Here is a 26,980-nt window from a genome sequence, read left to right as displayed (position 1 = left end):
GGTGTTCCGCCCCGGTGACAGGATTACCCTGCGCGCGGCTGATGGCGTTGGGGGGGGCCACACTGAACGGTCCGCTGCCACAAGTGGGCGTCAAGCTGGTCCCCTGCCACCCATCGCAGGTGCAGTTCAGGACGGTTGCCCGCGCAGACCCCGCATGACGGCTGGATATGCGCGCCAAATGCTGTCTCGAAGGCAGCGCGGGCGTGCAGTCCCGGCGACCGGCTTGAGAAATGCGTAACGAGGGGTTAACAACTCCGCCAGCAGCTTGCCGCCAGCATCGACACATCACAAGGAATTCCCACGTGCACGACCCTTCCTCCTTGCGCCCCCGGCGCGTTCTGTTTCATGGCAATGCCCGCGAATACTTTGGCATCTGGATCGTTAACCTGCTGCTGTCGATCGTGACACTCGGTATCTATTCGGCATGGGCCAAGGTGCGGACCAACAAGTATTTTTACCAAAATACCGAAATAGCGGACCGCCGGTTCGACTATCACGCCACGGGCATGCAAATTCTGATCGGGCGGATCATTATCGTCGCGGGCTTCATCATCTTCCAGCTTCTGGCCCTTGTGCCGCTGGCGCTGCTTTTGGTGATAATCGGGTTTTTGTTCCTGTTTCCGTGGCTGGTAACGCGGTCGCTGCGGTTTAACGCGCGGGTGACAACATGGGCCAATGTGCGTTTTAATTTCGACGGCAAACCGTGGCGGGCCTTTCTGGTCTATCTGCTTTATCCGGTGCTGAGTGCGCTGACGCTGTATCTGGCCTATCCTTTTGCGGATCGTGCGCGGCGGCGGTTTGTTGTCGGCCATCACCTGATTGGGCGGTCGCGGTTAAGTTTCGACAGCAGTATCGGGCCATTCTACATGGCCATGCTGGCCTTTGTCGGGGTTGTTCTTGTTACCCTTGCGCTGACATTCGCGGGCACGATCCCGACATTAATGCAGCTTTTTAGCGACGGGAGTTTTCGCGCAAATCGCGGGTTCGACGGCATGGAATCCTTCGTCTGGATTTTGGTGCGCGCCTATATCGGGGCTGCCGTGGCATTTGTGCTGGGCGGGATGGTCTATGCCGCGATGATGCGCAACATCATCTATTGCGGCACCAAAATCGACGGGGGGCATGCGCTGCATTCTAATATGCCGGTCGGGGGGTATGTCTGGGTTGGCCTTTCGAATGCAGTGGTGGTGATCATGACATTGGGCCTGATGCTGCCTTGGGCCAAGGTGCGCATGGCGCGCTTTCTTGCCGCGCATACACAGGTGATGATTGCGGGTGATCTGGACGCCTTTATCGGGGATATCCTGCCCGAAGGTGGGGCATTCGGCGATGCCTACACCGATATGGAGGCGATTGATCTGGGGCTGCCTGCATGACGATAAAGGGTCGGCTGACCTATGCGGGCAGCTCTCGCATGCATGAAGCGATCCTTGTGTGCAAAGGGGATCGCTTCAGGCTGTTGGCGGCGGACGGCACGGATATTGCCACAGGTGCGGTGTCAGACTTTCGTTTTGCGGCCCCTGTCGGGCGCACGCCGCGCCGCGTGACGCTGCCGGACGGGGCGCTGTTTGAAACGGACCAGCTGGATGCGCTGGACGCGTTGAACCCCGCAGACAACACGCTGCACCGCGCCGAAGCCTTCCGCCCACGGCTGGCAGGGTTTGTGCTGGCCACGATGCTGGCCGTATGGGTCGTGTGGCGCTATGGCGTGGGGGTGCTGGTGGCGGTGGCTGTCTGGCTGACACCGCCCAATCTGGCGCGCATACTGGACGAGCATACCCTGCGCAGCATGGACCGCTTCGTGCTGGAACCAACCAGCCTTGCCACTGACGAACAAGCCGCATTGCAGAATGACTTTGACCGCCTGACCAACGCGCTGACCGCGGACGAGGGGCACACCCCCATGCGGCTGAAATTCCGCAGCGGTCCAATGGGGCCGAATGCCTTCGCGATGCCGGGGGGGACCATCGTGCTGACCGATGAACTGGTGCGCCTGTCAGATGATCCCGACATGATCGCGGGCGTGATGGGGCATGAAATCGGCCATGTTACCCACCGCCACAGCCTGCGACAGATCTACCGTGCGCTTGGCATCTATGCCGTGGTAGGGTTTCTTGCGGGCGATACCGGACCGGTGCTGGAATCGCTGCTGCTGGAAGGCAACCTGCTGTTGCAGCTTGCCTATTCGCGCGAACATGAATTCGAAGCGGATGCCTTCGCGGTTGATATCGTGCATCGCGCGGGGTTCGATCCGCATGGTCTTGTGCGGTTCTTCGATCACCTGACCGAAATGGGGCTAAACGATCCGCTGCCATCATGGGGCAGTTCGCACCCCAGCCACGAACGACGGGTCGAGGTGATCCGCGAACAAATACGCATGATCGGCGCGCACTGATGTGGCGCGCGCTGAAGCTGTCGCTGATTGCCGTGCCGTGGGTCTTGTTGGCGCTGCTTGTCTGGCGTGAAATTCGCCAGATGGATTTCTTCGCGCTGGATGCGTCAACCGAAGCCCATACCCTTGCGCGGGCGGATTTCTTCGCGGATCTGGCCTATGATGGCTGCATATCGCGCGATGCGGTGATTGCTGCGGCGGACGCGCGCGGATGGTATAGGGGCGCGCTTGACGGGGTTTCGTGGTGCCATGCGCCGGCCGGACTGTCAGGCTGGCTGCATATTGAGGTGTCGCCCCCGTTGCCGTTTTCGACCGATGCGGAAAACGCGGCCTATATCGGGTTCGATGAACAGGGGTGCATGGCCAGATGGCGGCATACGTCCTGCCCGTGATGGTATGAGGCGGGCCTGCCGCGGCTGCGGGGCGGCAATTCTTTAAGGGATTGCAATCAGGGACGCGATCAAGCACCTTGCTATCCGCCGCCTGATCAAGTCGTCACGGCTTTCGGGCTTGGCTTTCAGCATCAATATTGACAGTGAACCGGGAAATTTGAATGGCACGTAATTTTCTCATGATCGACCCGTTGCAGGACATGGCTGTTCTGAAGGGGCTGGCATCGAATGTGCGGGTCAATATTCTGAAGCTTATCCAGAAATCACGCGGAATGAACGTGAATGACATTGCAACAGCATTGTCATTGCCGCAATCGACCGTGTCATCGAATGTTGCCATTCTGGAAGATGCGGGGCTGTTGCGCACCGAAACGCATAAGGCGCGCAAGGGCAATCAGAAGATGTGTTTTATGGTCTATGATGAAATACTTGTCGCGTTCAAACCGGAGGAAGCGCCCGTCGATACAGCGGCAATCGAGGTGGCGATGCCCATCGGTCTGTATACGGGCTGCGCCGTCAGTGCACCTTGCGGGTTGTGCACCACCGACGGAATTATCGGGCTGCTGGATGTGCCTGAAACATTTCTGGACCCGGGGCGCATGCGGGCGGGGTTGATCTGGTTCACGCGCGGATATGTCGAATATCAGTTTCCCAATAACGTCAACCTTATGCATGACACGCTTAAATCTGTCAGCTTCTCGATGGAACTTAGTTCGGAAGTGCCGGGAACCAGTGCGGACTGGCCTTCGGATATTTCGGTCTGGGTGAACAGCACCGAAGTGGGCACATGGACATCGCCGGGGGATTACGGTGACAAGCGCGGTGTCTACACCCCCGACTGGTGGAAGCTGAAAGGTTCGCAATATGGCAAGCTGAAGACCTTCACTGTGAACGGGCAGGGCACGTTTGTCGACGGGATGCGGATTTCAGATGTCACCCTCGATGATCTGGATGTGGCAGATCATCATTCGATACGTCTGCGCGTGGGCATCAGCAATGATGCGCGTCATCCGGGTGGCATCAATATTTTCGGGCGCGGTTTTGGCAATTACGATCAGGACATTGTCATGCGGCTTGAAACGGCCTCGTAGCACGCCCCCCCCAACCCCCCTGCGCGCCCGACCTTTCAAGAGAGTTCTTGACAGGTCTTCTGTTTGTATCGCATAAAACTGATATGCACCCGATTATTGGGTTTTATTCGGGGCGATAAGGGGGGAAGTTATGGAAGCCACAGGTATCGCGCATCGCCAGTTCAAGGTCGCGCAGATTGATGACCGCCTGTATGGGGCATTTCTCGAACATTTGGGCCGGGCGATTTATACCGGCATTTATGAACCGGACCATCCGACCGCCGATGAAAACGGCATGCGGCAAGATGTGATCGATCTGGTGAAAGAGCTGGATGTGCCGGTCGTGCGCTATCCGGGGGGCAACTTTGTTTCTGCCTATAACTGGGAAGACGGGATCGGGCCGAAAGAAAACCGCCCCGTCAGGCTGGATTTGGCGTGGCACACGTCGGACAGCAACGAGGTGGGCATCCACGAATTTGCCGAATGGTGCGCCAGCACCAATACGCAGATGATGCTTGCGGTGAACCTTGGGTCGCGCGGGTTGGATGAAGCGCGCAATTTTGTCGAATATGTCAACCATCCGGGCGGCAGTTACTGGAGTGATCTGCGCCGTGCCAATGGCCGCGAAGATCCGTGGAACGTGCGGATGTGGTGCCTTGGCAATGAAATGGATGGCCCCTGGCAGATCGGCCATAAGGACGCGGTGGAATACGGCAAACTGGCCGCAGAAACCGCCAAGGCCATGCGGGCCTTCGACAAGGATCTGGAACTGATCGTGTGCGGATCAAGTCATTCCAACATGCCGACCTACCCGCAATGGGAAGCGACGGTTCTGGAACACACCTATGATGTTGTCGATTACATTTCACTGCACATGTATTTTGGTAACCCCGAAGGCAATGCTGCCAACTATCTGGCATTAAACCATAAACTTGATGATTACATCGTTGCTGTGCAGGGTGTGATCAACTTTATCAAGGCCAAGAAGCGCTCGAAAAAGGACATTTATATCTGCTTTGATGAATGGAATGTCTGGTATCATTCGCGCGAACAGGACCGCAAAATCCTTGAAGGGCAACAGGGCTGGCCGCATGCGCCCGCCTTGCTGGAGGATATTTATAACTTTGAGGATGTGCTTCAGGTTGGCCTGATTCTGAATACGTTTATCCGCCGTTCCGACGTGGTGAAAATTGCCTGCATCGCGCAGCTTGTGAATGTCATTGCGCCGATCATGACCGAAAAAGGCGGGGATGCCTGGCGCCAGACGATCTACTACCCCTATTATTTTGCCTCGCGTTTCGGGCGGGGAACGGCGCTGCAACTGACCTTCGATTGCCCGACATATGATACCGAAAATTACAAGGGCGTGACCTTTGCCGATGTATCCGCCGTCCATAATGAAGATGACGGAACGGTGACTGTGTTTGCAATCAACCGCCACGCCACGGAAACGGTTGATCTTGCGATCAGCCTGCAAGGGTTTGACGGGCTGAAGGTCATTGACCATCAGGTCATGACACATGATGACCTGCGCGCGGTAAATGTCGCGGACAACCAGAAGGAGGTTGCGCCGAAGGCAGGGGCGGGTGCAGCAGTTGATGGCGATACGCTGACAGCGGCGCTGGCACCCTATTCCTACCAGATGATCCGGCTGGGACGGTAAATCTTGTCCGCCCCGCAGGCAGAAACAAGCTGCTTGCGGGGTGTTTTGGTAAAAATTATTTGCCCCGATGTCACAATAATCGGGTCTGGTAGCAGTAAAAATAGCGTAGGTTTTTTCATATCAGATTATCGGGTGAATATCGCCAAATAATTTGACAGAGTAACCATCGAACGTAACACTGCACTATGGATGCGGAGGGGCGTCCATTAAAATGGGAGGAAATGATGCGTAACTGGAAAGCGTTTCTGGCGTCCGCCGGCGTTGCCGCTGCGTTGCTTGGCACACCTGTGCTGGCGCAAGACGAACCTGCAGCACCACCGCTGCAAGATATTCCGAGAGATCAGACACTGATCTTGCAAAACCCCGAAGGCACAATCCGAAATCCGGGGTGGTTCAACATCTGGGTGCCTGCGGGCGGTGGCTGGACCACGGGGCTGCATCAGCTGAGTATGGACACGTTCTGGTATATCGACCCCAATGAAGGGATCGACGGTGTGACCTATAATTCGCTGGCCACCGGACCTGCGATCTACAATGATGATTACACGGAAATGACGGTAGAACTGCGCCCCGGTGTGTACTGGAGTGATGGCGTAGAATTCACGGCGCATGACGTAGTTTTCACCGTAGAAAAACAGGCAGACACGCCCGGCATGAACTGGAGTGGCGTGTTCTCGCAGCAGGTTGAAACCGTCGAGGCGGTTGATGACTATACCGTCCATTTCACGCTACAGGCCCCCAATTCGCGGTTTGATTCGGTGTTCAAGGTGCGCTGGAACGCGGCCTGGATCATGCCCAAGCACATATTTGAGGATGTCGAGGACGTGCTGTCCTTCGACAACAACCCGCCCGTCGGGCTTGGGCCATATACGCTGCACAGCTACGACCCGAACGGATCGTGGTATATCTGGGAAAAGCGCGAGGATTGGGACCGCACAGCCATGGCTGAATTTGGCGAACCCGCCCCGCAATATGTGATCTACCGCGACGGCGGCCCCACAGACCGCCGGTTGATCGAGATGCGCAACGGCAATCTGGATATGATCCACGATCTGACGCCCGAAGGCATGTTTTCGATCGTTCAGCAGGATGAGACAGCGCGCGGCTGGTTTGAGGGCTTTCCTTACGCCCATCCGGACCCGACACTTCCAAGTGTGATCTTCAACCACCAGAACGAGAAGTTTCAGGATCGCAATGTCCGCTGGGCGCTGGCGCTGATGCTGGACGGGCGCGCGATATCGATGGCGTCCTATCGTGGTGCAGCGACAATGTCGGCCATCGCCATCCCGCCAACCGGGACGCACCCCACGGATTACCACATCCCGATGAACGAATGGCTGACAGAGTTCGAGCTTGATACAGGCACATCGGTAATCCGGCCCTATGATCCCGACCTGACGCTGGGCATTGCCGATATGGTGCGCCCGCAATATGGCGATGCCGTGCCAAGTGATCCTGCGGAAATCCGCGCGGCGTTTGGTCAGGGCTGGTGGCGCCAGGACATTGACGCGGCCACCGAATTGCTGACCAATGCGGGGTTTACCCGTCAGGGCAATAACTGGATCATGCCGAATGGCGAACCCTTCGCGTTTTCCCTGATGATCCCCGGTGATGGCGTGATCAACCGTCTTGGCACAATGGTCGCCCAGAACTGGACACAGGCGGGTGTGGCGGTCGATGTTGTCGTGGCCTCTGACCATGCAGACCAGCGCAATGCCGGGAATTACGACAGCTATATCTGGTGGAGTGTGGAAACATGGGGCGGTCACCCTGATCTGTCCTATTTCCTGGACAGCTGGCATTCGCAATATGTGGCAGACCCCGGCGAAATCCAGCCTGCGCGCAACTGGCAGCGCTGGCAGCACCCTGAACTTGACCGGATCATTGAAGAAGTGCGTGTCACGGGCTTTGACGATCCACGCAATCTGGAGCTTGGACTGGAATTCGTGCGCCTGATGGTCGAAGAAATGCCGATCATTCCGGTGATGAGCTACAATGTCTTTGCTGTCATGTCGGAACGATACTGGACGGGATATCCTTCGGCGGACAATCCCTATGCGAACCCGGTCAACAACTGGTCGAATTCGCGGTATATCCTGACGCAGCTGGAGCGGGCAGGGAACTGACCCTGCCAGATCACCCCAACTGACCCGGACCGTTTGTGTAACGGTCCGGGTTTGCACCCCCACCCCAAGGCGGCCTTGCACCTGATCGGCCGCGCGTCGTGCGAGAGGGATGAGAATGCAGAATTACCTGTTGTTTGTGACCAAAAGAGCGGTTCAACTGCTTGCGGTGATATTCTTTGGCGTGTCTGCCGCGTTTCTGATCACCCATCTTTCGCCGATCAATCCCGTCGAACAGGCCATCAACCGGATCACCGGCAGGTCGAATTTCAGCCCCGAGGCTGTGGCCGATATGCGCGCCGCACTGACCGCGCTTTACGGAATTGAAGAACCGCTTTGGAGCAAGTTTATCAACTTCTGGCGCCGGATTGTTGTTCTTGATCTTGGCCCGTCGCTGATTGCCTTTCCCACGCCAGCCACAACGCTGGTCATGCGCGCGCTGCCATGGACAGTGGGCCTGCTGGCAACTGCGGTCGTGTTCACATGGCTGATTGGCAACATTCTGGGCGGGCTTGCGGGGTATTACCAGAATAACCGCGTGCTCAAGGGTGTCGGTATCGTGGCGATGGGGTTGCAGCCGATCCCGTATTACATTGTCGCGTTCATCTTGCTTATTGTCTTTGGGTTTGTCTGGCCTGTGCTGCCAATCTCTGGCGGGTTTGCCATGAATGTGCGTCCCGGCTGGAACTGGCCTTTCATCGGATCGGTTCTGTCGCACGCAATTCTGCCGGCGCTGTCGCTGGTGTTGGTGGGGCTGGGCACATGGTTTCTGGGTATGCGCGCGCTGGTGTCCAATATCATTTCGGAAGATTACGTCACCTATGCCGAACTGGCGGGCGTCAACAAGCGCACGATCGTTGCGTCTTATGTGATCCGCAATGCCGCGGTCCCGCAACTGACGGCCCTTGCAATGACCCTTGGCGCGATCTTCTCGGGCACCGTCATCACCGAGGAGGTGTTCAGTTATCCGGGCCTTGGCTCGCTTCTGATCGCGGCAGTGAATGCGGGCGATTATGCGCTGGTGCTGGCGGTGGCCACGGTTGCGATCACGGCGGTGGCCGGTGCAATCTTCATCGTCGATCTGTTGCATCCCATCCTCGACCCTCGCATCACGGTGGAGTAGATAAATGTTCGTCATCATCCGCGACCTCATCCGCTTCAATATCGAATTTGCAATTGGCCTGATACTGGTCGGGATTGTGGTGTTCTTCGCGTGCCTGTCCGCATTCTCGCCTGTCGACCCCTCGATGATCTATGTTGCGCCGCCTGATCAGCCGCCGTCACGGGATTATTGGTTTGGCACCAATTCGCGTGGTCAGGATATGTTCTGGCAATTGTCCTTTGCCTTTCGCAACACGCTGCTGTTCGGGTTGACCGTTGCGGTTCTCAGCCGCATGATTTCGATCGCTATCGGGCTTTTGTCGGGGTATCTTGGCGGGCCGGTCGACCGTATTTTGATGTTTTTCAACGACATCTTCGTGGCCCTGCCGATTTTTCCGATCCTTGTGTTGTTCTATTTCGTGATGCGCAACGATCTGAACACAGTTAATCTTGCGATCCTTATGGCGTGCCTTGGCTGGGCCTATGATGCGCGGCTGATCCGGTCTGTGGCGTTGGGGCTGCGATACCGCGAATTCACCCGCCACGCGGTGTTTTCGGGCATGAGTTCGCCCAAGATCATGTTTCAGGAACATCTGCCCTATGTTATGCCTATCATTTTCTCGACGGCGATGGCCAATATGATCTGGGCCATCGGGCTGGAAGTGACACTGGCTGTTCTGGGCTTCACCAATATCAACATCCCGACGGTCGGCACGACGCTGTATTGGGCGAATAATCATTCCGCCATGGTTGTTGGTGTGTGGTGGTGGCTGGTGATTCCGGTGATCCTTATCGTGATGACCTTTATCGGGCTGTTCCTGCTGGCCGTGTCGCTGAATGAATATATCGACCCGCGCAGCCGGTTGCGCAGAATGGGGCTATGATCATGACCACAACGCAAACAGATGATGTCCTGACGGTAAAAGGCCTGAAAGCCTATTACAAAATGGGGTATTTCGGGATTGAACGCGAAGTGCGCGCGGTGGATGATGTGACCATGTCGATCCGCCGCAATGAAATCTATGGCATTGCTGGCGAAAGTTCGTCGGGCAAAACATCGCTGATCAAGACCTTCGCGGCCGCTATCAGACCGCCATTGCAAATCGTCGGCGGCTCCATGACCTACCGTTTCGGCGACAAGATCATCGATCCCTATGCCGCAACCAAGGCACAGGTCGATGCAATCCGCTGGAAGAACATGTCCTATATCATGCAAGGGTCCATGAGCGTGCTGAACCCGGTGCGCAAAATCCGGCGGGCGTTTCGTGATTTCGCCCTGCGCCCGATGGGCCTGAACGAGCGTCAGTTCTGGTTGGCGGTCAGTGAGCATCTGGAACGGCTGAACCTGCCCGAACGTGTCTTGAACTCCTATCCGCATGAATTGTCGGGCGGGATGCGCCAGCGGGTTACCATTGCGCTGGCCACAGTGTGCAGGCCGCAATTCATCATCGCGGATGAACCGACAACAGCGCTGGATGTGGTTGTGCAAAAGGACGTGCTGGCCATGATCCGCGATGTGCAGCGCGAGATCGGATCTTCGGTGGTGTTTGTCACCCATGACATGAGCGTGCATGCCAATATCGCCGACCGGATTGGCATCGTTTACGCGGGCAGGCTGGTCGAGGAAGGGCCGACGCGCACCTTGTTCACCGCACCGCGCCACCCCTATACGGCGCATCTTGTCGCAAGCCTGCCGCGGATAGGGGATCTGAGCAAGAAACCATCCCTTGACGGTCGCCCGCCGAACCTTGCCGACCCGCCCAAAGGCTGCCGCTTCCATCCACGCTGCCCGATGGCTGTTGCGAAATGCGCAACCGAAGTTCCGCCAATGGAAACCATAGGCCCTGACCACCGATCAGCGTGCTGGCGCGCGGATGAGGTGCGCCCGCTGACGACAATCGGAAAACCGCAGGAGGCCGGAGTATGACCGCGCTGCTTGATGTAAAATCCGTATCCAAGGAATTCAGCTCCGGCGGCATCCTCTCGCGCGAGAAGGTGCAGGCGGTTGTTGATGTCAGCTTCACGTTGCACAACGACACCCCGGAAATATTCACCATCATCGGCGAATCCGGTTCTGGCAAGACGACGCTGGCGCGCATGATCCTGGGGCTGGAAGTGCCAACAAACGGCGATATTCTGTTTGACAATCAGGGCGCGCGCGAAAGGCGGGGCAGGGCGGCGCGGCTGGGTTTTATGAAACGCGTGCAGCCGGTGTTTCAAAACCCGTTCGAAGCATTCAACCCTTTGAAACAGGTTGATCGCTACCTTGTTTCCACCGCCCGTGCACTGCTTGGTGCCACCACGGAAGACGAAATCGACAAGGCGATGGATGATGCCTTGCAAAAGGTCGGCCTTAGCCTTGCCGAGATCAAGGGCAGGTATGCGCATGAATTGTCGGGCGGGCAGTTGCAGCGCGTGGCCATCGCCCGCGCGCTGATCCCGAACCCCGCGCTGCTGATCGCGGATGAACCGGTTTCGATGGTGGATGCGTCGCTTAGGATGTCCATTGTGAACCTGCTGCGCGACCTGCGCGACACTTACGGCGTGTCGGTGATTTACATCACGCATGATCTTGCGACCGCATATTACATTTCGGACCGGCTTATCATCATGCAACGCGGGCATGTCGTCGAAATGGGTCCGGCGCGCGCGGTGCTGGAAGCGCCGGAGCATCCCTATTCGCAACTTTTGCGGGCTTCGATCCTGTCGGTGGATGATGCGGGCATGGGCAACCTGAAACGGGCCGACCGCACACTGGCCGAAGCCGCATGGAACGACACGGGCACGGGCCAACTGGTCGAAAGACCAGACGGGCGCATGGTGCGGCGCGCGACCAAATCGACACCATTGACCGCAGACGCATGACACGCGCCACCAAGACCTGAGACAGGCCAGATTCTGACACGGGGCGGCCTAAACCGCATAATCTTCGGGTTTGCATAGGAGCAGTACTCAAATGGAACGCACCGCAATGCCGCACCGGATTGCCCTGAACGAAGGCTGGCAGTTTTGTCCCGACGACGCAGACCCGACAAGTGGGACACAACTGGTGACGCTGCCGCACAGCGCGGTGGACCTGCCGCTGAACTATTTTGACGAAACCATCTATCAGCGCAGTTTCACCTATCAGCGGCGTATCGACTGGACCCCTGACATGCAGGGGCGCGATGTCTGGCTGCGGTTTGATGGCGTGATGGCTGATGCGTGCGTGCAGATCAACGGCGTAGAGGTCGCGCGCCACCATGACGGCTATACACCCTTTGATGCGCCCCTGACCCCGCATCTGGTCAAGGGCAGCAATATTGTAACCGTCACACTTAGCGGGGCGGAAAACCCGGAAATCCCGCCCTTTGGCGGGCAGATCGACTATCTGACCTATGCCGGAATTTACCGTGATGTATGGCTGCGCAGCGCGCCATCTGTTCGGATCGCGCAGGTCAAAATCGAAACACCCGACCCGCTGGGTGCACAAAAAACGGTCTTGGCGCGGGTAATCCTTGTGGCTGCGGACGGGGTGCAATCCGGCACCGTGATTGCGCGGATTCTGGATGCCAGCGGCGCTGAGATCGCCACGCAAACGGTGCCCGTGAACGGCACGGATCTGGGTATCCGGTTTGACGGGCTGAAGGATTTGTCGCTGTGGGATATGGACAATCCGGTTTTGTATACGCTGGAACTGACCTTGCAGACCCCGGCGGGGACTGACTGTCACCGCACGGATTTCGGCATACGCCACGCGGAATTCACGCCGCAGGGGTTCATGCTGAACGGCAGACCGGTCAAGCTGCGTGGCCTGAACCGGCACCAGAGCTTTCCCTATAGCGGCTATGCACAGGGCCGCCGCAGTCAGGAACGCGACGCCGAAATCCTGAAATACGATCTGGGGTGCAATATTGTGCGCACGTCGCATTATCCGCAATCACCGTGGTTTCTGGACCATTGCGACCGGATCGGCCTGCTGGTGTTCGAAGAAATTCCCGGCTGGCAACATATTGGCGACGCGAAATGGAAAACACGCGCGGTCGCGAATGTCGCTGCGATGATCCGGCGGGACTGGAACCACCCCTCTGTTATCCTGTGGGGGGTGCGTATCAACGAAAGCGCCGATGACCATGATTTTTATTCCGAGGCCAACCGCATTGCGCGCGAACTGGACCCGACACGCCAGACCGGCGGTGTGCGCTGCATCACCGACAGCGAAATGCTGGAAGATGTCTATACGATGAATGATTTCATACTGGGCGATTTTGAAAAAACCGACTCCAACCGCCCGCGCACGCCCCTGCGTCCGATAACCGAGACGACGGGCCTGCGCCATCCGGTGCCGTATCTTGTGACCGAGTATAATGGGCATATGTTCCCGACCAAGGCGGGTGATCCAGAACAACGCCACGCCGAACACGCCATCCGCCATCTGGAGGTGCTGAACGCAGCTTTCGGCGATCCGGGCATCGCGGGGGCAATCGGATGGTGCTTTGCCGATTACAACACCCACAAGGATTTCGGGTCGGGTGACCGCATCTGCCACCACGGCGTGACCGACATGTTCCGCAACCTGAAACCGGCGGGATATGTCTATGCATCGCAACAAGACCCTGCTGCGCGCATTGTGTTTGAACCCGTGACCTGCTGGGCGCGCGGAGAGCGCAATATCGGCGGTGTGCTGCCCCTGATTGTGCTGACAAATTGCGACGCGGTCGAATTGACCTATGGCGGCAGCACAACCCGCGTCGGCCCGGATCACGCGCGTTTTCCGCATCTGCCCTATCCGCCTGTCATCATTGAGCAGCGGCATTTGTCACCCGATGCGCTGGGGCGCTGGGGGATGGCATGGAAGGACGGGGTTCTGACGGGCTGGCTGGCAGGCAAGCAGGTCGCGCAACGCCATTTCGTTGCTGATCCGGTGCCAACGCGGCTGGAAATGCTGGCTGATACAACAAAACTGAATGCGGCAACACAGGATGAAACGCGCGTTGTGCTGCGTGGGCTGGATCAGGCAGGCAACCCGCTGCGTTTTCTGAACGAGACGGTCCAGATCCGCGCCAGCGGCCCTGTCCGCCTGATTGGCCCCGACCATGTTACGCTATGCGGTGGCATGGCCGGGTTCTGGCTGCGCACCACCGGCCAGACAGGGGATGCGCGTATCGTCGTGTCCAGCCCACGTTTCGGTAGCGCCGAGCTGACGATTACAGCGCAGTGACAACCAACGCCCACAGGCACAATTCCTGATTTCTGTCGGTTTGTGGGCAATATCAATCAGCTAGATCATCTGCGCTGCGCCCCGCTTTTTGTGCAACCTGCTTGTGCAAAATGCGGGCGCGCGCATTTTTTGCACGACGCATGCACTCTTTTCCTCTTGTGTAGTGTTATCTTATAACATAACAGCTTCTGCCCGAAGCCCCGGTATGTCGTTGGGTTGAAACTGTAGCGACCGGTCCCCCAGCCGGTCTTGCCATCCGGTGACATCCTCCAGTGACGCGGCACTTTGGCTTGCAGCGAAGATCTGACTTTAGGATATCATGATGATACTTTTGAAACGCCCCCTCGTCGCCGCTTTGTTCGTTCTGTCGTTTGGCGCGCCCGCGCTTGCCGATAACAGGATCGACGTGGCCGCCCCGTTTGAAATTCAGTCCCCCGAACCATCGACCAGCGGCCATATCTTTATGCGCATGGGTATTTCGGAAACGCTTGTGGATGCCGACCCGCAGGGCCGTTTGTTGCCGGGGCTTGCCACGGACTGGCATGTGTCCGATGACGGTTTGACATGGCGCTTTAACCTGCGCGAAGATGTGCTGTTTCATGATGGCAGCGCGATGTCCGCTGCGGCGGTGGTCAACGCATTGGAAATCGCCAAAGGAAAACCCGGCCCCATCAGCGGGCTACCCATTGCGGCAATCACCGCTGATCAGGACGCCGTTGTCATCACCCTGACGGAACCGCGCGCGGCACTGCCCGCGTTCCTTGCCGAAAGCCGTGGTCAAATTCTGGCGCCCGCAGCCTATGGCCCGGACGGGCAGGCAGTGGCCGTCATTGGCACGGGCCCTTACCAGATCACCGAACTGACCCCGCCCCTGTCGCTGCGCGCCACAGCATTCGCTGACTATTGGGGCGAACAGCCCCATGTGCCCGATGTTAGCTATACCGCAGTCAGCCGTGCCGAAACACGGGCACTGATGGCGGAATCGGGCGATGCGGATTTCGTTTTCAACCTCGATCCCGCGAGCGTGACGCGGCTGTCGCAATCTGATGCGGTGCAGGTCATGTCCGTGGCGATCCCGCGCACCTTGCTGATCAAGGTCAATGCAGCGCACCCGTTCCTGAACACCCCGCAAACACGGCAGGCCCTTAGCCTTGCGATTGACCGCGCGGGCATCGCGCAGGCGGTGCTGCGCTATCCCGAAGGGGCGGACCAGTTGTTCCCGCCTGCGATGGGCGTATGGCACAATGACGATATTGACCCGTTGCAATATGACATTGACGCCGCACAAGCGCTGCTGGCCGAACAGGGCTGGACGCCCGGTGCGGATGGTATTCTGGCGCGTGACGGGCAGCGCTTTGCCCTGACGCTGACCACCTATCCCGACCGGCCGGAACTGCCGCTGGTGGCGGCTGTGCTGGAACAGCAATTGCGCGCCATCGGGGTGGATATGACAATCAACAGCACCAATTCGTCTGAAATTCCGGCAGGCCATCAGGCGGGCACGCTGGAACTGGGCCTGCTGGCGCGCAATTTCGCCCTGATCCCCGACCCGATCGGCACCGTGCTGTCGGATTTCGCCCCGACTGGCGACTGGGGCGCGATGGGATGGGACAGCCCTGAATTGGTGAATCTGGCCCGGACGCTGGCACGCGGCGACGGCACAGATGCCGACCGCGCCCGGATCGGTGCCATTCTTCAGGCCGAACTGCCGGTGATCCCGATTGCATGGTATCAGCAGACGCTGGCGGTCAAATCCGGCATTGAAGGCGCTGTAATCGACCCGTGGGAACGTAATTTCGGTCTGGCAGGGCTGCGGTTTGCCCAATGAATATGCTGATTTCACGACTGATACAGGCCGCCACTGTGGCGCTTCTTGTGGGGGCGGCAACATTTGCGATGATGCGCAGCCTGCCGGGGGACGCCGCTTGGCGCATCGCGGCGGGGCGCTACGGGTATGACAATGTCAACACCGCCGCCGCCGATGCGGTGCGCGAAGAACTGGGGCTTGGCGGCCATTGGTTCCCCGCCTTCGTGCAATGGATGGGCGATCTGCTGCGGTTCGATTTCGGCGTGTCGCTGGTGTCGGGGCAACCGGTGATCGCGGAAATCGGCCATCAACTGGGGGCTTCGCTATGGCTGGCGCTGGCGGCAATTGGCTTGTCGTTGCTGATTGGCCCGCCGCTGGGTATATTGGCGGGCCTGCGTCCGGGTGGCTGGCTGGACCGGGGGCTGCTGGTCGTGTCCACGGGCGTCAAGGCCATCCCGCAATTTCTGATGGCGCTGATCCTGATCCTTATCCTGTCGGTGCAGTTTGGCTGGCTACCCGCCGCAGGCTATGGCGCGGGGCGGCATTTCATTTTGCCCGCGCTGGCGCTGGCGCTGGGACTGGCGGCAGTGAATGCCCGCATTGCGCGCGATGCCATGGCCAGCATTGCGGCAATGCCCTTCTATCAGTTTGCCCAATGGAAAGGGCTGTCGCGCAGGCAGGTTCTGTGGCGGCACGGGCTGCGCAATGTTTCCGTCCCGTTGCTGACCTATCTGGGGTTGCAATTTGTTATGCTGGTTGAAGGGGTTGTTGTTATTGAATCCATCGTTGGCTGGCCCGGCATCGGGCATGCGCTGGTGCATGCGGTCTTCGCGCGCGATGTGCCAATGGTGCAGGGCACCGCGCTGATGCTGGGGCTGGGCTTCGTGCTGGTCAACGCGCTGATTGATCTTGCGGTCACGCGGATTGACCCAAGGGGGGCAAGATGACGACATTAGCCAATAATCCGCCGCTAAACATGCCGCTGGGCCGCGCAATCGGGGCTGTGGTGCTGGCGCTGGTTGCGGGGTTTGCGCTTCTTGGTCCGGTTCTGGTGCCCGGTGATCCATTTGCGCAATCGCTGATGAAGTCGCTTGCGGGGCCGGATGCAGGCGCGCCCTTCGGCTATGACCATCTGGGCCGGTCACTGTGGCACCGGCTGGCCCATGCGCTGCGCCTGTCGCCTGCGATTGCGCTGGCGGCGGTGGCCACGGCGGGCGCGGCAGGGCTGGTCCTTGGCACGCTGGCGGCGGCGCGCGGCGGCTGGGTTGAACGGGTGCTGGTCATTCTGGCCGATGCGCTGATGGCGCTGCCGGGGCTGTTGCTGGTGCTGATTGTGCTGGCGATTATGCCGGGCACGGCGCTGGGGTTCTGGGCGGGGCTGTCACTGGTGCTGTGGGTGGAGTTCTTTCGCCTGACCCGTGCGGCCACACGCGCCACGCTGGCCAGCCCTGCGGTGCAGGCGTCGCGCTTGCTGGGCTTTCGCGCGGCTTATGTGTTTCGCACCCATCTGTGGCCTGAAATCGCGCCCTTGATGCTGACTGCCGCCGCTTTTGGCACCGCCACCGCGATCATGGGCATCGCAGCCCTTGGGTTTGTCAGCGTCGGCATGCGTGCGCCCACGCCGGAACTGGGGCTGATGATGGTGGAACTGCTGCCCTATTGGCGCGAGGCCCCCATGGCGCTGCTGACACCGGTGCTGGCCACATTCACACTGCTGCTGGGGCTGACCCTGCTGGCCGGAGGGCAAAAGCAATGACACTTCTGCATGCGACTGATATTTCGGTATCCGATGGCGCGACACGGCTGCTTGATCCTGTCTCATTACGGTTGGAACCGGGCGAGCCATTGATCATTCTGGGCGAAACGGGGTCCGGCAAAAGCCTGCTGGCGCAGGCCATCATGGGCACGTTGCCGGACAGTCTGAACGCCGCAGGGCAGGTCAGCATTGGGACGCGCCATTTGCGCGCGGGGGCCGACCGCGCCGCATTCCGCAGGCTATGGGGTCGCGAAATAGCAGTGTTGCCACAAGAACCGTGGCTGTCGCTGGACCCGCTGATGCGTGCGGGCGCACAGGTGGCCGATGCGCACAGGCTGGTTCGTGGACTGCCCCGCGCACAGGCCCGCCAGCAGGCAAGCACCGATCTGGTGGCTTTCGGCTTGGGCGGCGCGGCAATCGCAAGTTACCCGCATGAATTGTCGGGCGGCATGGCGCAGCGCGTGGCCATTGCCGCCGCGCGCGCAGGTGGTGCGCCCATCGTCATCGCCGATGAACCGACCAAGGGGCTGGATGCCGCGCGCCGCAATGATGTTGCGGCCCTGTTGCTGGGTGAACTGGGGCAAGGGGGCGGGCTGATGGTCATCACCCATGACCTTGCGCTTGCGCGCATGATCGGCGGGCGGCTGATTGTGCTGCGCGAAGGGGCGGTGGTGGAAACCGGCACGACGGCGGATGTCTTTGCCAACCCGCAGGCCGCATATACCCGCGATCTGATTGCGGCCGACCCCGAACACTGGCCCGAACGGGAAACGGCGGCAAGTGTCGGGGAGACCGTGTTGCGCACCCAAGGGCTGACATTGTCCCGGCGGGGACAGGTGCTGATTGACGGGCTGGATCTGACACTGCAACGCGGGCGCATTCTTGGGGTCACAGGACCATCAGGATGCGGGAAGTCCAGCCTTGGCGATGCGCTGCTGGGCCTGCTGCCCCCTGATGCGGGACAGGTCGTCCGCGCGCCGGAACTTGCCCCGACCGCGTGCCAGAAGCTGTATCAGGACCCTGTCGCTGCCTTTGCGCGCAAACGCACCCTTGGCCAGACCCTTGCAGATGTCGCGCGGCTGCATCGCGCGCCCGCAGGGCAGATCGAAACACTGCTGGCCCGCCTGCGGCTTGATCCGGCGCTTTTGTCGCGCCGCCCCGATGCCGTGTCGGGTGGGGAATTGCAAAGGCTGGCGCTGCTGCGCGCGATGCTGGCACGCCCGCGTTTTCTATTCGCGGATGAACCGACATCGCGCCTTGATCCGATCACCCAGCGCGATGTGATCATGATGCTGGCGGGTCTTGCCCGCGAAGAAGGGCTGTCAATCACATTGGTCAGCCATGACGCAGCGCTGATCGCAAAGGTTGCGGATGACATGCTGCAATTTGCGCAACCCCGCCCCGATACCGCCGGACTTAGGGACAGCGGCAAAGCAATGGTCGCCTGATCAAGGGGGCGGGCGGCAGGCCCAGGCAGGCGTGTCAGATGCAACGTATACGCCTGTGAAGCGCGCCTTGTGGCCGGATCTATGCGCCCACATCGCGGATCAGAACCAGTGCGCGCCCTTCGCAGACCAGTGTGCCGTTTTCGGTGCGGCATGTGGTTGCCAGATCGGCCAGATGCTTTTCGGGGCGCAGGCGTGTGATTTCGACACGCGCAGTCAGTGTCTGGTCCAGTGGCGCAGGCGCAAGAAAGCACAATTCCTGCTTCAGATAATTGGTCCCCGAACCCGGCAAATGCACGCCCAGCAAATAGGAAAACAGCGCCCCGATCAGGGGTTCGGGGATTGTGTCCCCCACGTCCATGCCTGCCAGATCTGCTAATGCGTCCAGATCATCGGCACTGTAGCTGCGCGTGGTTTCCGAAAATTGTCCGATCTGCATTATGCCACCTGTGCCTGTCCCTGAAATACGATTTTTTCATCCGCCTTGCGCAAGGCTATGACCGACAACTGCCCTTCGGGGGTTTCGCTGATTTCAAGTATCAGCGCCTCGCCCGCATAGGCGGGGTTGGGGAACATCATCGACTGAAACCTGTGCGCCCGTGCCGGAAAGGTGCGGCTGACCATGCCCCACAGCTTGGTATAGATCAGCATCCCATGGCTGACAGTCCGCCCAAAGCGCGTGCGCGCCGAAAATTCGGGATCAACATGAATGGGGTTATCATCGCCCGAGATATGGGCGAAGCGGTCAAATTCTTCCTGGGTGGGCACCCATTCCATACGGATCAGGGGGGTCATGGCAGCATCTTTCGCAACAGGGGTTTGCGCACCTTGCCAGCGGCGGTGCGGGGAAAATCGTCGATCAGATGAAAGGATTTCGGGGTCTTGTAGCCCGCCAGACGCGCACGGCACCAGTCGGTCAATGTGTCCGTGTCGCAGTCATGACCGGGTCGCGCGATTATGAACGCCGCGCCAACTTCGCCCCATTTCGGGTGGGGGATGCCGATGACGGCGGCTTCCAGTATGGCGGGATGGGTTATCAGAACGCGCTCCACCTCAGCGGGATAGACGTTTTCGCCGCCGGAAATATACATGTCCTTGATGCGGTCGATGATGGTGTAATACCCCGCCGCATCGCGCGCCGCAACATCGCCGGATTTCAGCCAGCCATCGGGGGTAAAGGCGCTTGCTGTGGCATCGGGGTCGCCAAAATACCCCGGCGTCACGGTTGCGCCGCGCATTTCCAACTCTCCCTCTCCCGGCTGGCCGTCTGGCACGCCGGACAGGCGCGCTTCGGTCATGGTCTGGGGTTTGCCAATGGACCCGATCCGCGCCAGCGCGGCGGCGGGATCAAGCAAAAATCCCGTTGGCCCTGTTTCCGTCATGCCGTAGCCGTTGCAGATGACCGCGCCGCGGTCCGCAAAGAACCGGATCACCTCTGCGGGCAGGGCGGCACCGCCACAGGCATAGCTGCGCAGGCGTGTCAGATCCACATCATCGATGGCAGGGTGCAGGCTGAACGCCTGATAAATCGCAGGCACCCCGAAGAAATGCGAAATCCGGCCCGTGGCAATCAGATCGAACAGGTCATCGGGCTGGAATTTCGCCAGAACATGGCTGTGCCCACCCCACAGGAACACCGGCAATGTAAACAGGTTGATGCCCGCCGTATGAAACAGCGGCAGGAAACACGCAGTGCTGTCGTGCGATGACAGGCCAAGGTGCTGCGCAATATTCACAGCGTTCCCCATGGCCATGCGCGGGGTCTGGATCACGGCCTTTGGCAGGCCCGTCGTGCCGGATGTGAACAGCAGATACCATGGCGCATCATCGTCAATCTGGCGCGGTGGTGGCGGTGGGCCATGCAGATCGAACCCGCCCTGCGCGGCAAAACCGATGCAAGGCTGCCCGTCCGACAGCGCCTGCGCAAGTGTCGCATGGGCGGCGTCATGCAAAATGGCGCTGCACCCCACACTTGCCAGAAGAGGGCGAAGCTCCGCATCGGGCTGACGCCAGTTCAATGGGCACAGGATCAGGCCCGCTTTCTGGCAGGCAAACAGCGCGATGAAGAATTCGGCGCGGTTATGGCACAGGATGGCGACCCGCGCGCCCTGTTCCAGCCCCAGCCCCAAAAGCCCGCCCGCAACTGCGGCGGCTTCGGCATTTACCTGCGCAAATGTCCAGTTGCGCCCTGTGCTGTGGTCAAGGAAGGCCAGCGCATCGGGTGTCAGTTCGGCCCGCTTGGCGGCCATGTCGGGGGCAAATCCCATGTCATGATCCTTTCAACTGGGCAAGAAAACGCGCCATGCCGTAACGGACCTCGTCGGTGTTCAGGCGGGCGATAAATGCGGCGCGTTCGGCGTCAAGGGCGCGCTGCAAACGTGGCTGGTCGTGCAGCAACGCCTTGGTCGCGGTCATGGACCCTGCCAGATGCGTGTCCAGCGTGGCCAGCCATTGCGCAACCACCGGCGCGGTGTCATCGGCAACCGCCTGCGCCAGTCCCAGTGCAGCCAGGTCCTGCGCGCCAAGGCGTTGGTTCAACAGCAAAATGCTGCGGGCGCGGGCCGGGCCTATGCGGTCGGGCAGCAGTGCCGTCCAGCCGCCATCGGGCGCAAAACCCACGACGCTGTAGAAGGGCTGGACAAATGCCGTGCGGTTCATGGCAATCATGTCTGTGGCCAGAACCAGCCCCAGCGCCCCGCCCGTCAGTGCGCCCTGCACTTCGGCAATAACGGGGCAGGGCAGGGCTGCGATGCGCAATATGGCGCGGTTCAGCCCGCCCACGACTGCATCGCCGTAGCGCGCGCCATTGCCCGCCGCAACTTCTTGGGCGAAGCGCGCCACATCGCCCCCTGTCGAAAAATGCCGCCCCGCCGCGCGCAGCACCACGGCGCGGGGCTGTCCCAAAGTGTCAAGCGCGGCATGCAGACCCGCCAGCAGGCTGTCGTCAAGCGCGTTGCACCGGTCGGGGCGGTTCAGTGTCAGCGTGGCAATGCCCGCATCATGGGTCAGTGTTACCGCAGTCATGGCCGCAGACCGTTTTCCAGCATGTCGAACACTTCGGCCACGACTTCATCAGGGTCGGCCCCTGTCAGCCCGAAACGTTCGCCCAGTGTCACCGCCATGCCCATCAAGGCCCATGCGCGAATTTCGGCATTTCCGGGCCTGATTTCGCCCTCGCGCGCGGCGGCGGCCAGATTGTTCGCATATCCGCGCGCAAAAGATTTGAAGTAGCTGTTATAGCTGTCGGGATCGACAAAACGCGCTTCTTCGACAATGTTGTAAAGCGTGGGTCGGGTAGCTGCGATGTCAAGAAAGGCGCGCAGGCCAAGGCGTTCGGCCCCAAGGCGGTCAGGCGCGCTGGCCACTGCGTCCGACAGGGTTTTGCGCGTGAACCGCCCCATTTCGGCGACAAGTTCGCGAAACACATGCTCTTTGCTGTCAAAGTAGATATAGAATGTGCCCTGCGCGATGCCTGCTGCGCGGGTGATGTCGTTGATGGACGCGGCCGCATACCCTTGCGCGCCAATCTCGGATTCAGCGGCGCGCAGGATAGCTTCGCGGGTTTCGCGGCCACGGCGGGTGCGGGGAATACGGGTGGCGGCAGGTTTTTCCATCAGCAACGACTCTCGGGGTTCAGGGCAAATTGCGCGATTTCGGCGCAGGTGGCATCAGGCTGTTCCAGAAGCGGCGAATGGCCCGCTTGCGGCATAATCGAAAATGCCCCGCGCGGTGCGGAGTTTGCAAGCCAATGCGCTGTTTCCTGCGGGTAGGCGCGACTGGCGGCGCCGTGAATGGCCAGCAGCGGCACAGGCAGGCGGCGGATGGTGTCGCGGCAATCACACGCCACAAGGCTGTCCCATAACCCTGCCATAAGCTGCGGGTCTTGCGCGGATATGCGCGCGCTGGCCTGCGCGATGTCCAGACCGGGGGCACCCTGAGGACCTGCAAACATGCTGCGCGCAATGACATTTGCAGCGCTGGCCCAGTCATCGCGGAACCATTGCCCCTTGGCGCGGGCCTGCTGCGCGGTCTGGCCATGCAAGCCCAGCGACCAGTCCCCGCCATTCAAGGGTCGGGGACTCATATCCAGGCTGACCATTGCGCCGATGCGCGCCCCGCCGCCGTGCCGCAAATGGGACCAGCCCACCAATGCGCCCAGCGACCAGCCTATCAGTGTGACATTGCGCAGATCTTCGGCTTGCAACAGATCCGCCAGCATTTCCGTGGCCCCGTGCACATCGGGGGCATACCCTTCGGTGCGGCCATGGCCGGGCAGGTCGGGCGCGATGCAGCTGAACCTGTCGCCCAGACGCCGGAAGGCATCGGCGAAGATGTCCCCCGCCATTGTCCAGCCATGCAGGAACACCAGCGCAGGACCGCTGCCATGGCGGTGCACATGGATATAGCGCGCGGCGGGCCGCGTCATGCCTTGCCCCGCAACCGCCCCACAACCCCGCTGGGAAAGAAATAGACCGACAGAATGAACAATATGCCCAGCCACATCAACCAGCGGTCGGGGTTCAGCAGATCCGGCACAAGTGGCAGGAATGATGTCGCATCCGATGCGCCGCCCATCCAGTCCTTCAGGTAATTCTGCGCCAGCACAAACACAACGGTGCCGATGACTGCGCCATACATCGTGCCCATGCCGCCGATGACCACGATCAGCAAAATATCCAGCATGATTTCCACACCAAGGGTCGTGGCCGGCCCGACATAGCGCAACCAGATTGCGAAAACCGCCCCTGCCAGCGCCGCAACCGCCGCCGACAGCACCGTGGCCATGGCACGATAATAGACAACACGGTAGCCGATTGCCTCGGCGCGGAAGGCGTTTTCGCGGATCGCTTGCAAAACCCGCCCGAACGGGGAGTTCACGACGCGCAGCAATACCAGAAACATGATAAGGCATGAAAAGAACACAAGGTAGTAGTTCAGATGCCGCCCTGTAATGCGCAAGCCCAGCACCGGCTCATCAAACGGGCGGAACGCAGGTGTCAACTCGCGGGGTATGCGAATATTCATCCCATCCTCGCCCCCCGTTATGCCCGAAAGCTGGCTGACCAGAACACCCACCGCCGACGCGATGGCCAGTGTGATCATGGCAAAGAAGATCGCGCGCACCCGCAATGAAAACAGCGCAATGCCCAATGCGAACACGGCAGCAAGGGCCGTGCCCGCAACCGTGCCCACAATCATTGCATCATAGCCGGTGCCCATGCGCTGCGTGGCAATGGCCACCCCATAAGCCCCCATGCCAAAAAACATGGTATGCGCGAAACTGACAATCCCCGCATAGCCCAGCAACAGATCATAGCTGGCCACCAGCACAATGAAAATGCAGATGCGGGCCGCCGTTTCCAGACTGCGCGTGCCGGGAAACAGGAATGGTGCAAGCGCAAGGGTGACAAGAATAACCAGCAACAGCGCGGTCAGAACGCGGCTTTGCGGATGGTCGCCGGACAGGAAAAACCGTATCATCTGTTATCCCCTTACTTCGCCTTGATCACGGGCATCATGCCCTGTGGCCGCCACATCAGGATCGCGACCATCAGCGCGATGTTCGAAATCAGCGCCAGTTTGGGTTCCAGAAAGGCCGTGTAATTCTGCATCAACCCCACCAGAAGCGCGCCGATAAAGCACCCTTCGACCGAACCAAGCCCGCCGATGATGACCACGATGAACACAAGGATCATGATTTCCATGCCCATATGTGCGGTGATCATTTCCTGATAGAGCGCCCACATCACGCCGCCCAAACCCGCCAGCGCCGAACCGGCCACAAACACCAGCACGAAAACACGGCGAATGTGATAGCCCATCGCCTGCACCATTTCGGGGTTTTCCACCCCTGCACGCACAATCAGCCCCAGTTTGGTGTTGCGCAGCACCGCGCGCATGATGACGAACAGCACCAACCCCAGCCCCACGGCGACAAGCCGGTATTTTTCCAGCGTGGCCCCGAATACGGTCACCGACCCTTTCAGCATTTCGGGACGCCCGATGAATATTTCCTCGCCGCCCCAGATCACATGAATAAGCTGTTCGGCCACGATCAGGCCACCCATCGTCACCAGAATCTGTTTCAGATGGCTGCCATAGACGGGACGCACAATAATGCGTTCAAACCCAAGGCCCAGAACACCGGTTACGGCCATGGCCGCAAGCATCGCGGCCCCGACCGCCAGCAGGTTCAGCATCAGCGAGGGCGCACCCGTCATGCCCGACAGCGCCAGCAGGACACTTACGCCCACAAATGCGCCAAAGGACACAAACGCCCCGTGGCCAAAGTTGATGACATCCATAAGCCCGAAAACCAGCGTCATGCCCGATGCAATGACGAAGATCATCATACCCATGGCCAGCCCCGAAACTGTCAGCGTCAGCCATGAGGACGGCGAGGAAATCATCAGATACCCCGCAAGAACCAGCGCGGGCACAAGCAAGACCGGAAGCCATGGTTGCAGCCGTTCCGACAGCGACAGGCGCGCCATTTTCGGGGCGTGTTCGGGCGCGTGTTCGGTTGAGAGTGTCATGCAACCTCCATTTTCAGGCCCATAAGGCGTTCTTGCAAAGCGGCATCTGCGGCCAGTTCTGCCATTGCGCCGGTCCAGATAATCCGGCCTTCATCCATGACCGCCGCATGATCGCCCAATGCGCGCGCCAACGAGAAGTTCTGCTCTACCATCAGGATCGAGGCACCATCGCTTTTCAGGTCTTTCAGCGCGCGCGCCATGGTGGACACAATCGCAGGGGCCAGCCCCTTGGACGGCTCGTCAATCAGATAAAGCCCGCGCTTTTCGATGACCGCCCGCGCGATGGCCAGCATTTGTTTCTGCCCGCCCGACAGGTTGCCTGCGGGCATTTTCCAGAAGGTGGACAATGCGGGGAACGCGCGGAATACCCAATCCAGCCTGTCGCGCCGGATAGGGCCGGAAATTGCAGCAAGGATCAGGTTTTCCTCGACCGTCAGATCGGCGAAAATGCCCATATCTTCAGGGACAAACCCGATGCCGCGCTGTGCGATCTGCGGGGGGGCAAGCCCTGCGATGTCGGTGCCATCGAAATGAATGCTGCCTGCGCGCGGCCGCCACAGCCCCATGATGGACCGCAGGGTTGTGGTTTTTCCTGCGCCATTGCGCCCCAGCAGCATGGTCACCTGCCCGCGCGGCACTGTCAGGTCGACACCATGCAGGATGTGATATTGTGCGATGTCGGTTTTGACACCCGACAGTTGCAGGATCGGATCAGACATCGGTAAGTTCCTTGCCCATATAGGCTTCTTGCACGACCGCAGATGACATGACCGTTTCAGGCGCGCCATCCGCAACAAGTGCGCCGTTATGCAGCACGATAATGCGGTCGGCCAGGCTGCGGATGACGTCCATCTTGTGTTCAACCAGCAAAACCGTCGCTGTCGTGTCGCGTTTGATTTCGGCAATCAGGTCCAGAATGACAGGCGCTTCATCGACGGACATGCCAGCGGTTGGTTCGTCAAACATGAACACCTTCGGCATCATCGCGATCAGTGTTGCAACTTCCAGCTTGCGCTGGTCGCCATGGGGCAGGGCCGCAACGGTCTGCTGCGCCAGATGCGACAGGCGCACGCGCTGCAACACCGCCTGCGCCTCGTCGATCAGTTCATGGTGGCTGAAGGCGGTTGTCCAGATGTTGAAGCCGCGGTTCCTGCGGGCCTGAACCACCAGACGCACATTTTCCAGCACGGTCAGTTTCGGGAACAGATTGGTCAGCTGGAACGCCCGCCCCAGCCCGTTTGCCGTGCGCGCCGACACGGTCATGGTGGTGATGTCGGCCCCGCCCAGCAGGACGCGGCCCGCGGAGGCGGCAATCTGTCCCGAGATCAGGTTGAAATAGGTTGTCTTGCCTGCCCCGTTGGGGCCGACAATGGCTGTCAGCTCGCCCGCGCGAAAAGCACAGCTGACCTGATCGACAGCAACATGCCCGCCAAAGCGCACAGTCAGATCGCGGGTTTCAAGGGATGGTTCACTCATCAGGGCCGCCTTGGGGTTG

25 protein-coding genes are annotated in these 26,980 nt (G+C 59.9%); 15 read left to right on the top strand and 10 right to left on the bottom strand.

The annotated features are described in order from the left end of the window. Nucleotides 1-302: 302 nt before the first annotated feature. The 15 genes from P8S53_RS17970 (at nt 303) to P8S53_RS17900 (ending at nt 18,952) form a co-directional block, all read left to right on the top strand. Nucleotides 303-1,376 (top strand): YjgN family protein, encoded by a 1,074-nt coding sequence (locus P8S53_RS17970; protein ID WP_277807207.1) that lies wholly within the window; start codon nt 303-305, stop codon nt 1,374-1,376. Continuing rightward, complete coding sequence (locus P8S53_RS17965; RefSeq protein ID WP_277807206.1) at nt 1,373-2,395, top strand: M48 family metallopeptidase; 1,023 nt, start codon at nt 1,373-1,375, stop codon at nt 2,393-2,395. Before P8S53_RS17970 ends, P8S53_RS17965 begins: the two co-directional genes overlap by 4 nt. Then, nucleotides 2,395-2,784 carry a hypothetical protein gene (locus P8S53_RS17960; RefSeq protein ID WP_277807205.1) on the top strand — a complete coding sequence of 130 codons (390 nt, stop codon included), beginning with the start codon at nt 2,395-2,397 and terminating at the stop codon, nt 2,782-2,784. Before P8S53_RS17965 ends, P8S53_RS17960 begins: the two co-directional genes overlap by 1 nt. Nucleotides 2,785-2,945: 161 nt before the next feature. Then, nucleotides 2,946-3,875, top strand: coding sequence for a transcriptional regulator (locus P8S53_RS17955; RefSeq protein ID WP_277807204.1), 930 nt, complete (start codon nt 2,946-2,948; stop codon nt 3,873-3,875). 130 nt (nt 3,876-4,005) lie between these two features. Continuing rightward, the gene (locus P8S53_RS17950; RefSeq protein ID WP_277807203.1) at nt 4,006-5,517 is read left to right on the top strand and encodes an alpha-N-arabinofuranosidase; all 1,512 of its coding nucleotides are present in this window, start codon (nt 4,006-4,008) and stop codon (nt 5,515-5,517) included. A gap of 224 nt (nt 5,518-5,741) precedes the next feature. After that, a complete protein-coding gene (locus tag P8S53_RS17945; protein ID WP_306417968.1) occupies nt 5,742-7,643 on the top strand; it encodes an ABC transporter substrate-binding protein in 1,902 nt (633 codons plus the stop codon). 115 nt (nt 7,644-7,758) lie between these two features. Then, a complete protein-coding gene (locus P8S53_RS17940) occupies nt 7,759-8,763 on the top strand; it encodes an ABC transporter permease (protein WP_277807201.1) in 1,005 nt (334 codons plus the stop codon). A gap of 4 nt (nt 8,764-8,767) precedes the next feature. After that, nucleotides 8,768-9,625 carry an ABC transporter permease gene (locus tag P8S53_RS17935; RefSeq protein WP_277807200.1) on the top strand — a complete coding sequence of 286 codons (858 nt, stop codon included), beginning with the start codon at nt 8,768-8,770 and terminating at the stop codon, nt 9,623-9,625. Nucleotides 9,626-9,627: 2 nt separating this feature from the next. Next, complete coding sequence (locus tag P8S53_RS17930; protein ID WP_277807199.1) at nt 9,628-10,668, top strand: ABC transporter ATP-binding protein; 1,041 nt, start codon at nt 9,628-9,630, stop codon at nt 10,666-10,668. After that, nucleotides 10,665-11,606 carry an ABC transporter ATP-binding protein gene (locus P8S53_RS17925; RefSeq protein WP_277807198.1) on the top strand — a complete coding sequence of 314 codons (942 nt, stop codon included), beginning with the start codon at nt 10,665-10,667 and terminating at the stop codon, nt 11,604-11,606. Before P8S53_RS17930 ends, P8S53_RS17925 begins: the two co-directional genes overlap by 4 nt. Before the next feature lie 106 nt (nt 11,607-11,712). Beyond that, the gene (locus tag P8S53_RS17920; protein ID WP_373418554.1) at nt 11,713-13,941 is read left to right on the top strand and encodes a glycoside hydrolase family 2 TIM barrel-domain containing protein; all 2,229 of its coding nucleotides are present in this window, start codon (nt 11,713-11,715) and stop codon (nt 13,939-13,941) included. Nucleotides 13,942-14,260: 319 nt separating this feature from the next. Further along, nucleotides 14,261-15,769 (top strand): ABC transporter substrate-binding protein, encoded by a 1,509-nt coding sequence (locus P8S53_RS17915; protein WP_277807196.1) that lies wholly within the window; start codon nt 14,261-14,263, stop codon nt 15,767-15,769. Further along, entirely contained in the window at nt 15,766-16,695 is a 930-nt protein-coding gene (locus P8S53_RS17910; protein WP_277807195.1) for an ABC transporter permease, read from the top strand. Before P8S53_RS17915 ends, P8S53_RS17910 begins: the two co-directional genes overlap by 4 nt. After that, the gene (locus P8S53_RS17905) at nt 16,692-17,504 is read left to right on the top strand and encodes an ABC transporter permease (protein ID WP_277807194.1); all 813 of its coding nucleotides are present in this window, start codon (nt 16,692-16,694) and stop codon (nt 17,502-17,504) included. The genes P8S53_RS17910 and P8S53_RS17905 overlap by 4 nt, the downstream gene beginning before the upstream one ends. Next, complete coding sequence (locus P8S53_RS17900; protein WP_277807193.1) at nt 17,501-18,952, top strand: ABC transporter ATP-binding protein; 1,452 nt, start codon at nt 17,501-17,503, stop codon at nt 18,950-18,952. Before P8S53_RS17905 ends, P8S53_RS17900 begins: the two co-directional genes overlap by 4 nt. Nucleotides 18,953-19,031: 79 nt before the next feature. Here P8S53_RS17900 and P8S53_RS17895 read toward each other — a convergent pair whose 3' ends face one another. The 10 genes from P8S53_RS17895 to P8S53_RS17850 are packed head-to-tail and all read right to left on the bottom strand — an operon-like array spanning nt 19,032 to nt 26,961. Then, nucleotides 19,032-19,388 (bottom strand): hypothetical protein, encoded by a 357-nt coding sequence (locus P8S53_RS17895; protein WP_277807192.1) that lies wholly within the window; start codon nt 19,386-19,388, stop codon nt 19,032-19,034. Next, nucleotides 19,388-19,744 carry a MaoC/PaaZ C-terminal domain-containing protein gene (locus tag P8S53_RS17890; RefSeq protein WP_277807191.1) on the bottom strand — a complete coding sequence of 119 codons (357 nt, stop codon included), beginning with the start codon at nt 19,742-19,744 and terminating at the stop codon, nt 19,388-19,390. Before P8S53_RS17890 ends, P8S53_RS17895 begins: the two co-directional genes overlap by 1 nt. Further along, nucleotides 19,741-21,216 (bottom strand): AMP-binding protein, encoded by a 1,476-nt coding sequence (locus tag P8S53_RS17885; protein ID WP_277807190.1) that lies wholly within the window; start codon nt 21,214-21,216, stop codon nt 19,741-19,743. Before P8S53_RS17885 ends, P8S53_RS17890 begins: the two co-directional genes overlap by 4 nt. Nucleotide 21,217: 1 nt before the next feature. Next, nucleotides 21,218-21,973 carry an enoyl-CoA hydratase/isomerase family protein gene (locus P8S53_RS17880; RefSeq protein ID WP_277807189.1) on the bottom strand — a complete coding sequence of 252 codons (756 nt, stop codon included), beginning with the start codon at nt 21,971-21,973 and terminating at the stop codon, nt 21,218-21,220. Continuing rightward, nucleotides 21,970-22,563, bottom strand: coding sequence for a TetR/AcrR family transcriptional regulator (locus P8S53_RS17875; RefSeq protein WP_277807188.1), 594 nt, complete (start codon nt 22,561-22,563; stop codon nt 21,970-21,972). The genes P8S53_RS17880 and P8S53_RS17875 overlap by 4 nt, the downstream gene beginning before the upstream one ends. After that, nucleotides 22,563-23,375 carry an alpha/beta fold hydrolase gene (locus tag P8S53_RS17870; protein ID WP_277807187.1) on the bottom strand — a complete coding sequence of 271 codons (813 nt, stop codon included), beginning with the start codon at nt 23,373-23,375 and terminating at the stop codon, nt 22,563-22,565. Before P8S53_RS17870 ends, P8S53_RS17875 begins: the two co-directional genes overlap by 1 nt. Continuing rightward, nucleotides 23,372-24,430, bottom strand: a complete 1,059-nt coding sequence (locus P8S53_RS17865; protein WP_277807186.1) for a branched-chain amino acid ABC transporter permease — start codon at nt 24,428-24,430, stop codon at nt 23,372-23,374. The genes P8S53_RS17870 and P8S53_RS17865 overlap by 4 nt, the downstream gene beginning before the upstream one ends. An 11-nt stretch (nt 24,431-24,441) precedes the next feature. Beyond that, the gene (locus P8S53_RS17860; protein ID WP_277807185.1) at nt 24,442-25,485 is read right to left on the bottom strand and encodes a branched-chain amino acid ABC transporter permease; all 1,044 of its coding nucleotides are present in this window, start codon (nt 25,483-25,485) and stop codon (nt 24,442-24,444) included. Beyond that, entirely contained in the window at nt 25,482-26,204 is a 723-nt protein-coding gene (locus tag P8S53_RS17855; protein ID WP_277807184.1) for an ABC transporter ATP-binding protein, read from the bottom strand. The genes P8S53_RS17860 and P8S53_RS17855 overlap by 4 nt, the downstream gene beginning before the upstream one ends. Next, the gene (locus P8S53_RS17850) at nt 26,197-26,961 is read right to left on the bottom strand and encodes an ABC transporter ATP-binding protein (RefSeq protein ID WP_277807183.1); all 765 of its coding nucleotides are present in this window, start codon (nt 26,959-26,961) and stop codon (nt 26,197-26,199) included. The genes P8S53_RS17855 and P8S53_RS17850 overlap by 8 nt, the downstream gene beginning before the upstream one ends. Nucleotides 26,962-26,980 lie beyond the last annotated feature (19 nt).

It is taken from the genome of Roseinatronobacter sp. S2 (assembly GCF_029581395.1).
GTDB lineage: Bacteria > Pseudomonadota > Alphaproteobacteria > Rhodobacterales > Rhodobacteraceae > Roseinatronobacter.
Note: the sequence above shows the minus strand (reverse complement) of the source record. Positions and strands in the feature narration are given on the sequence as shown.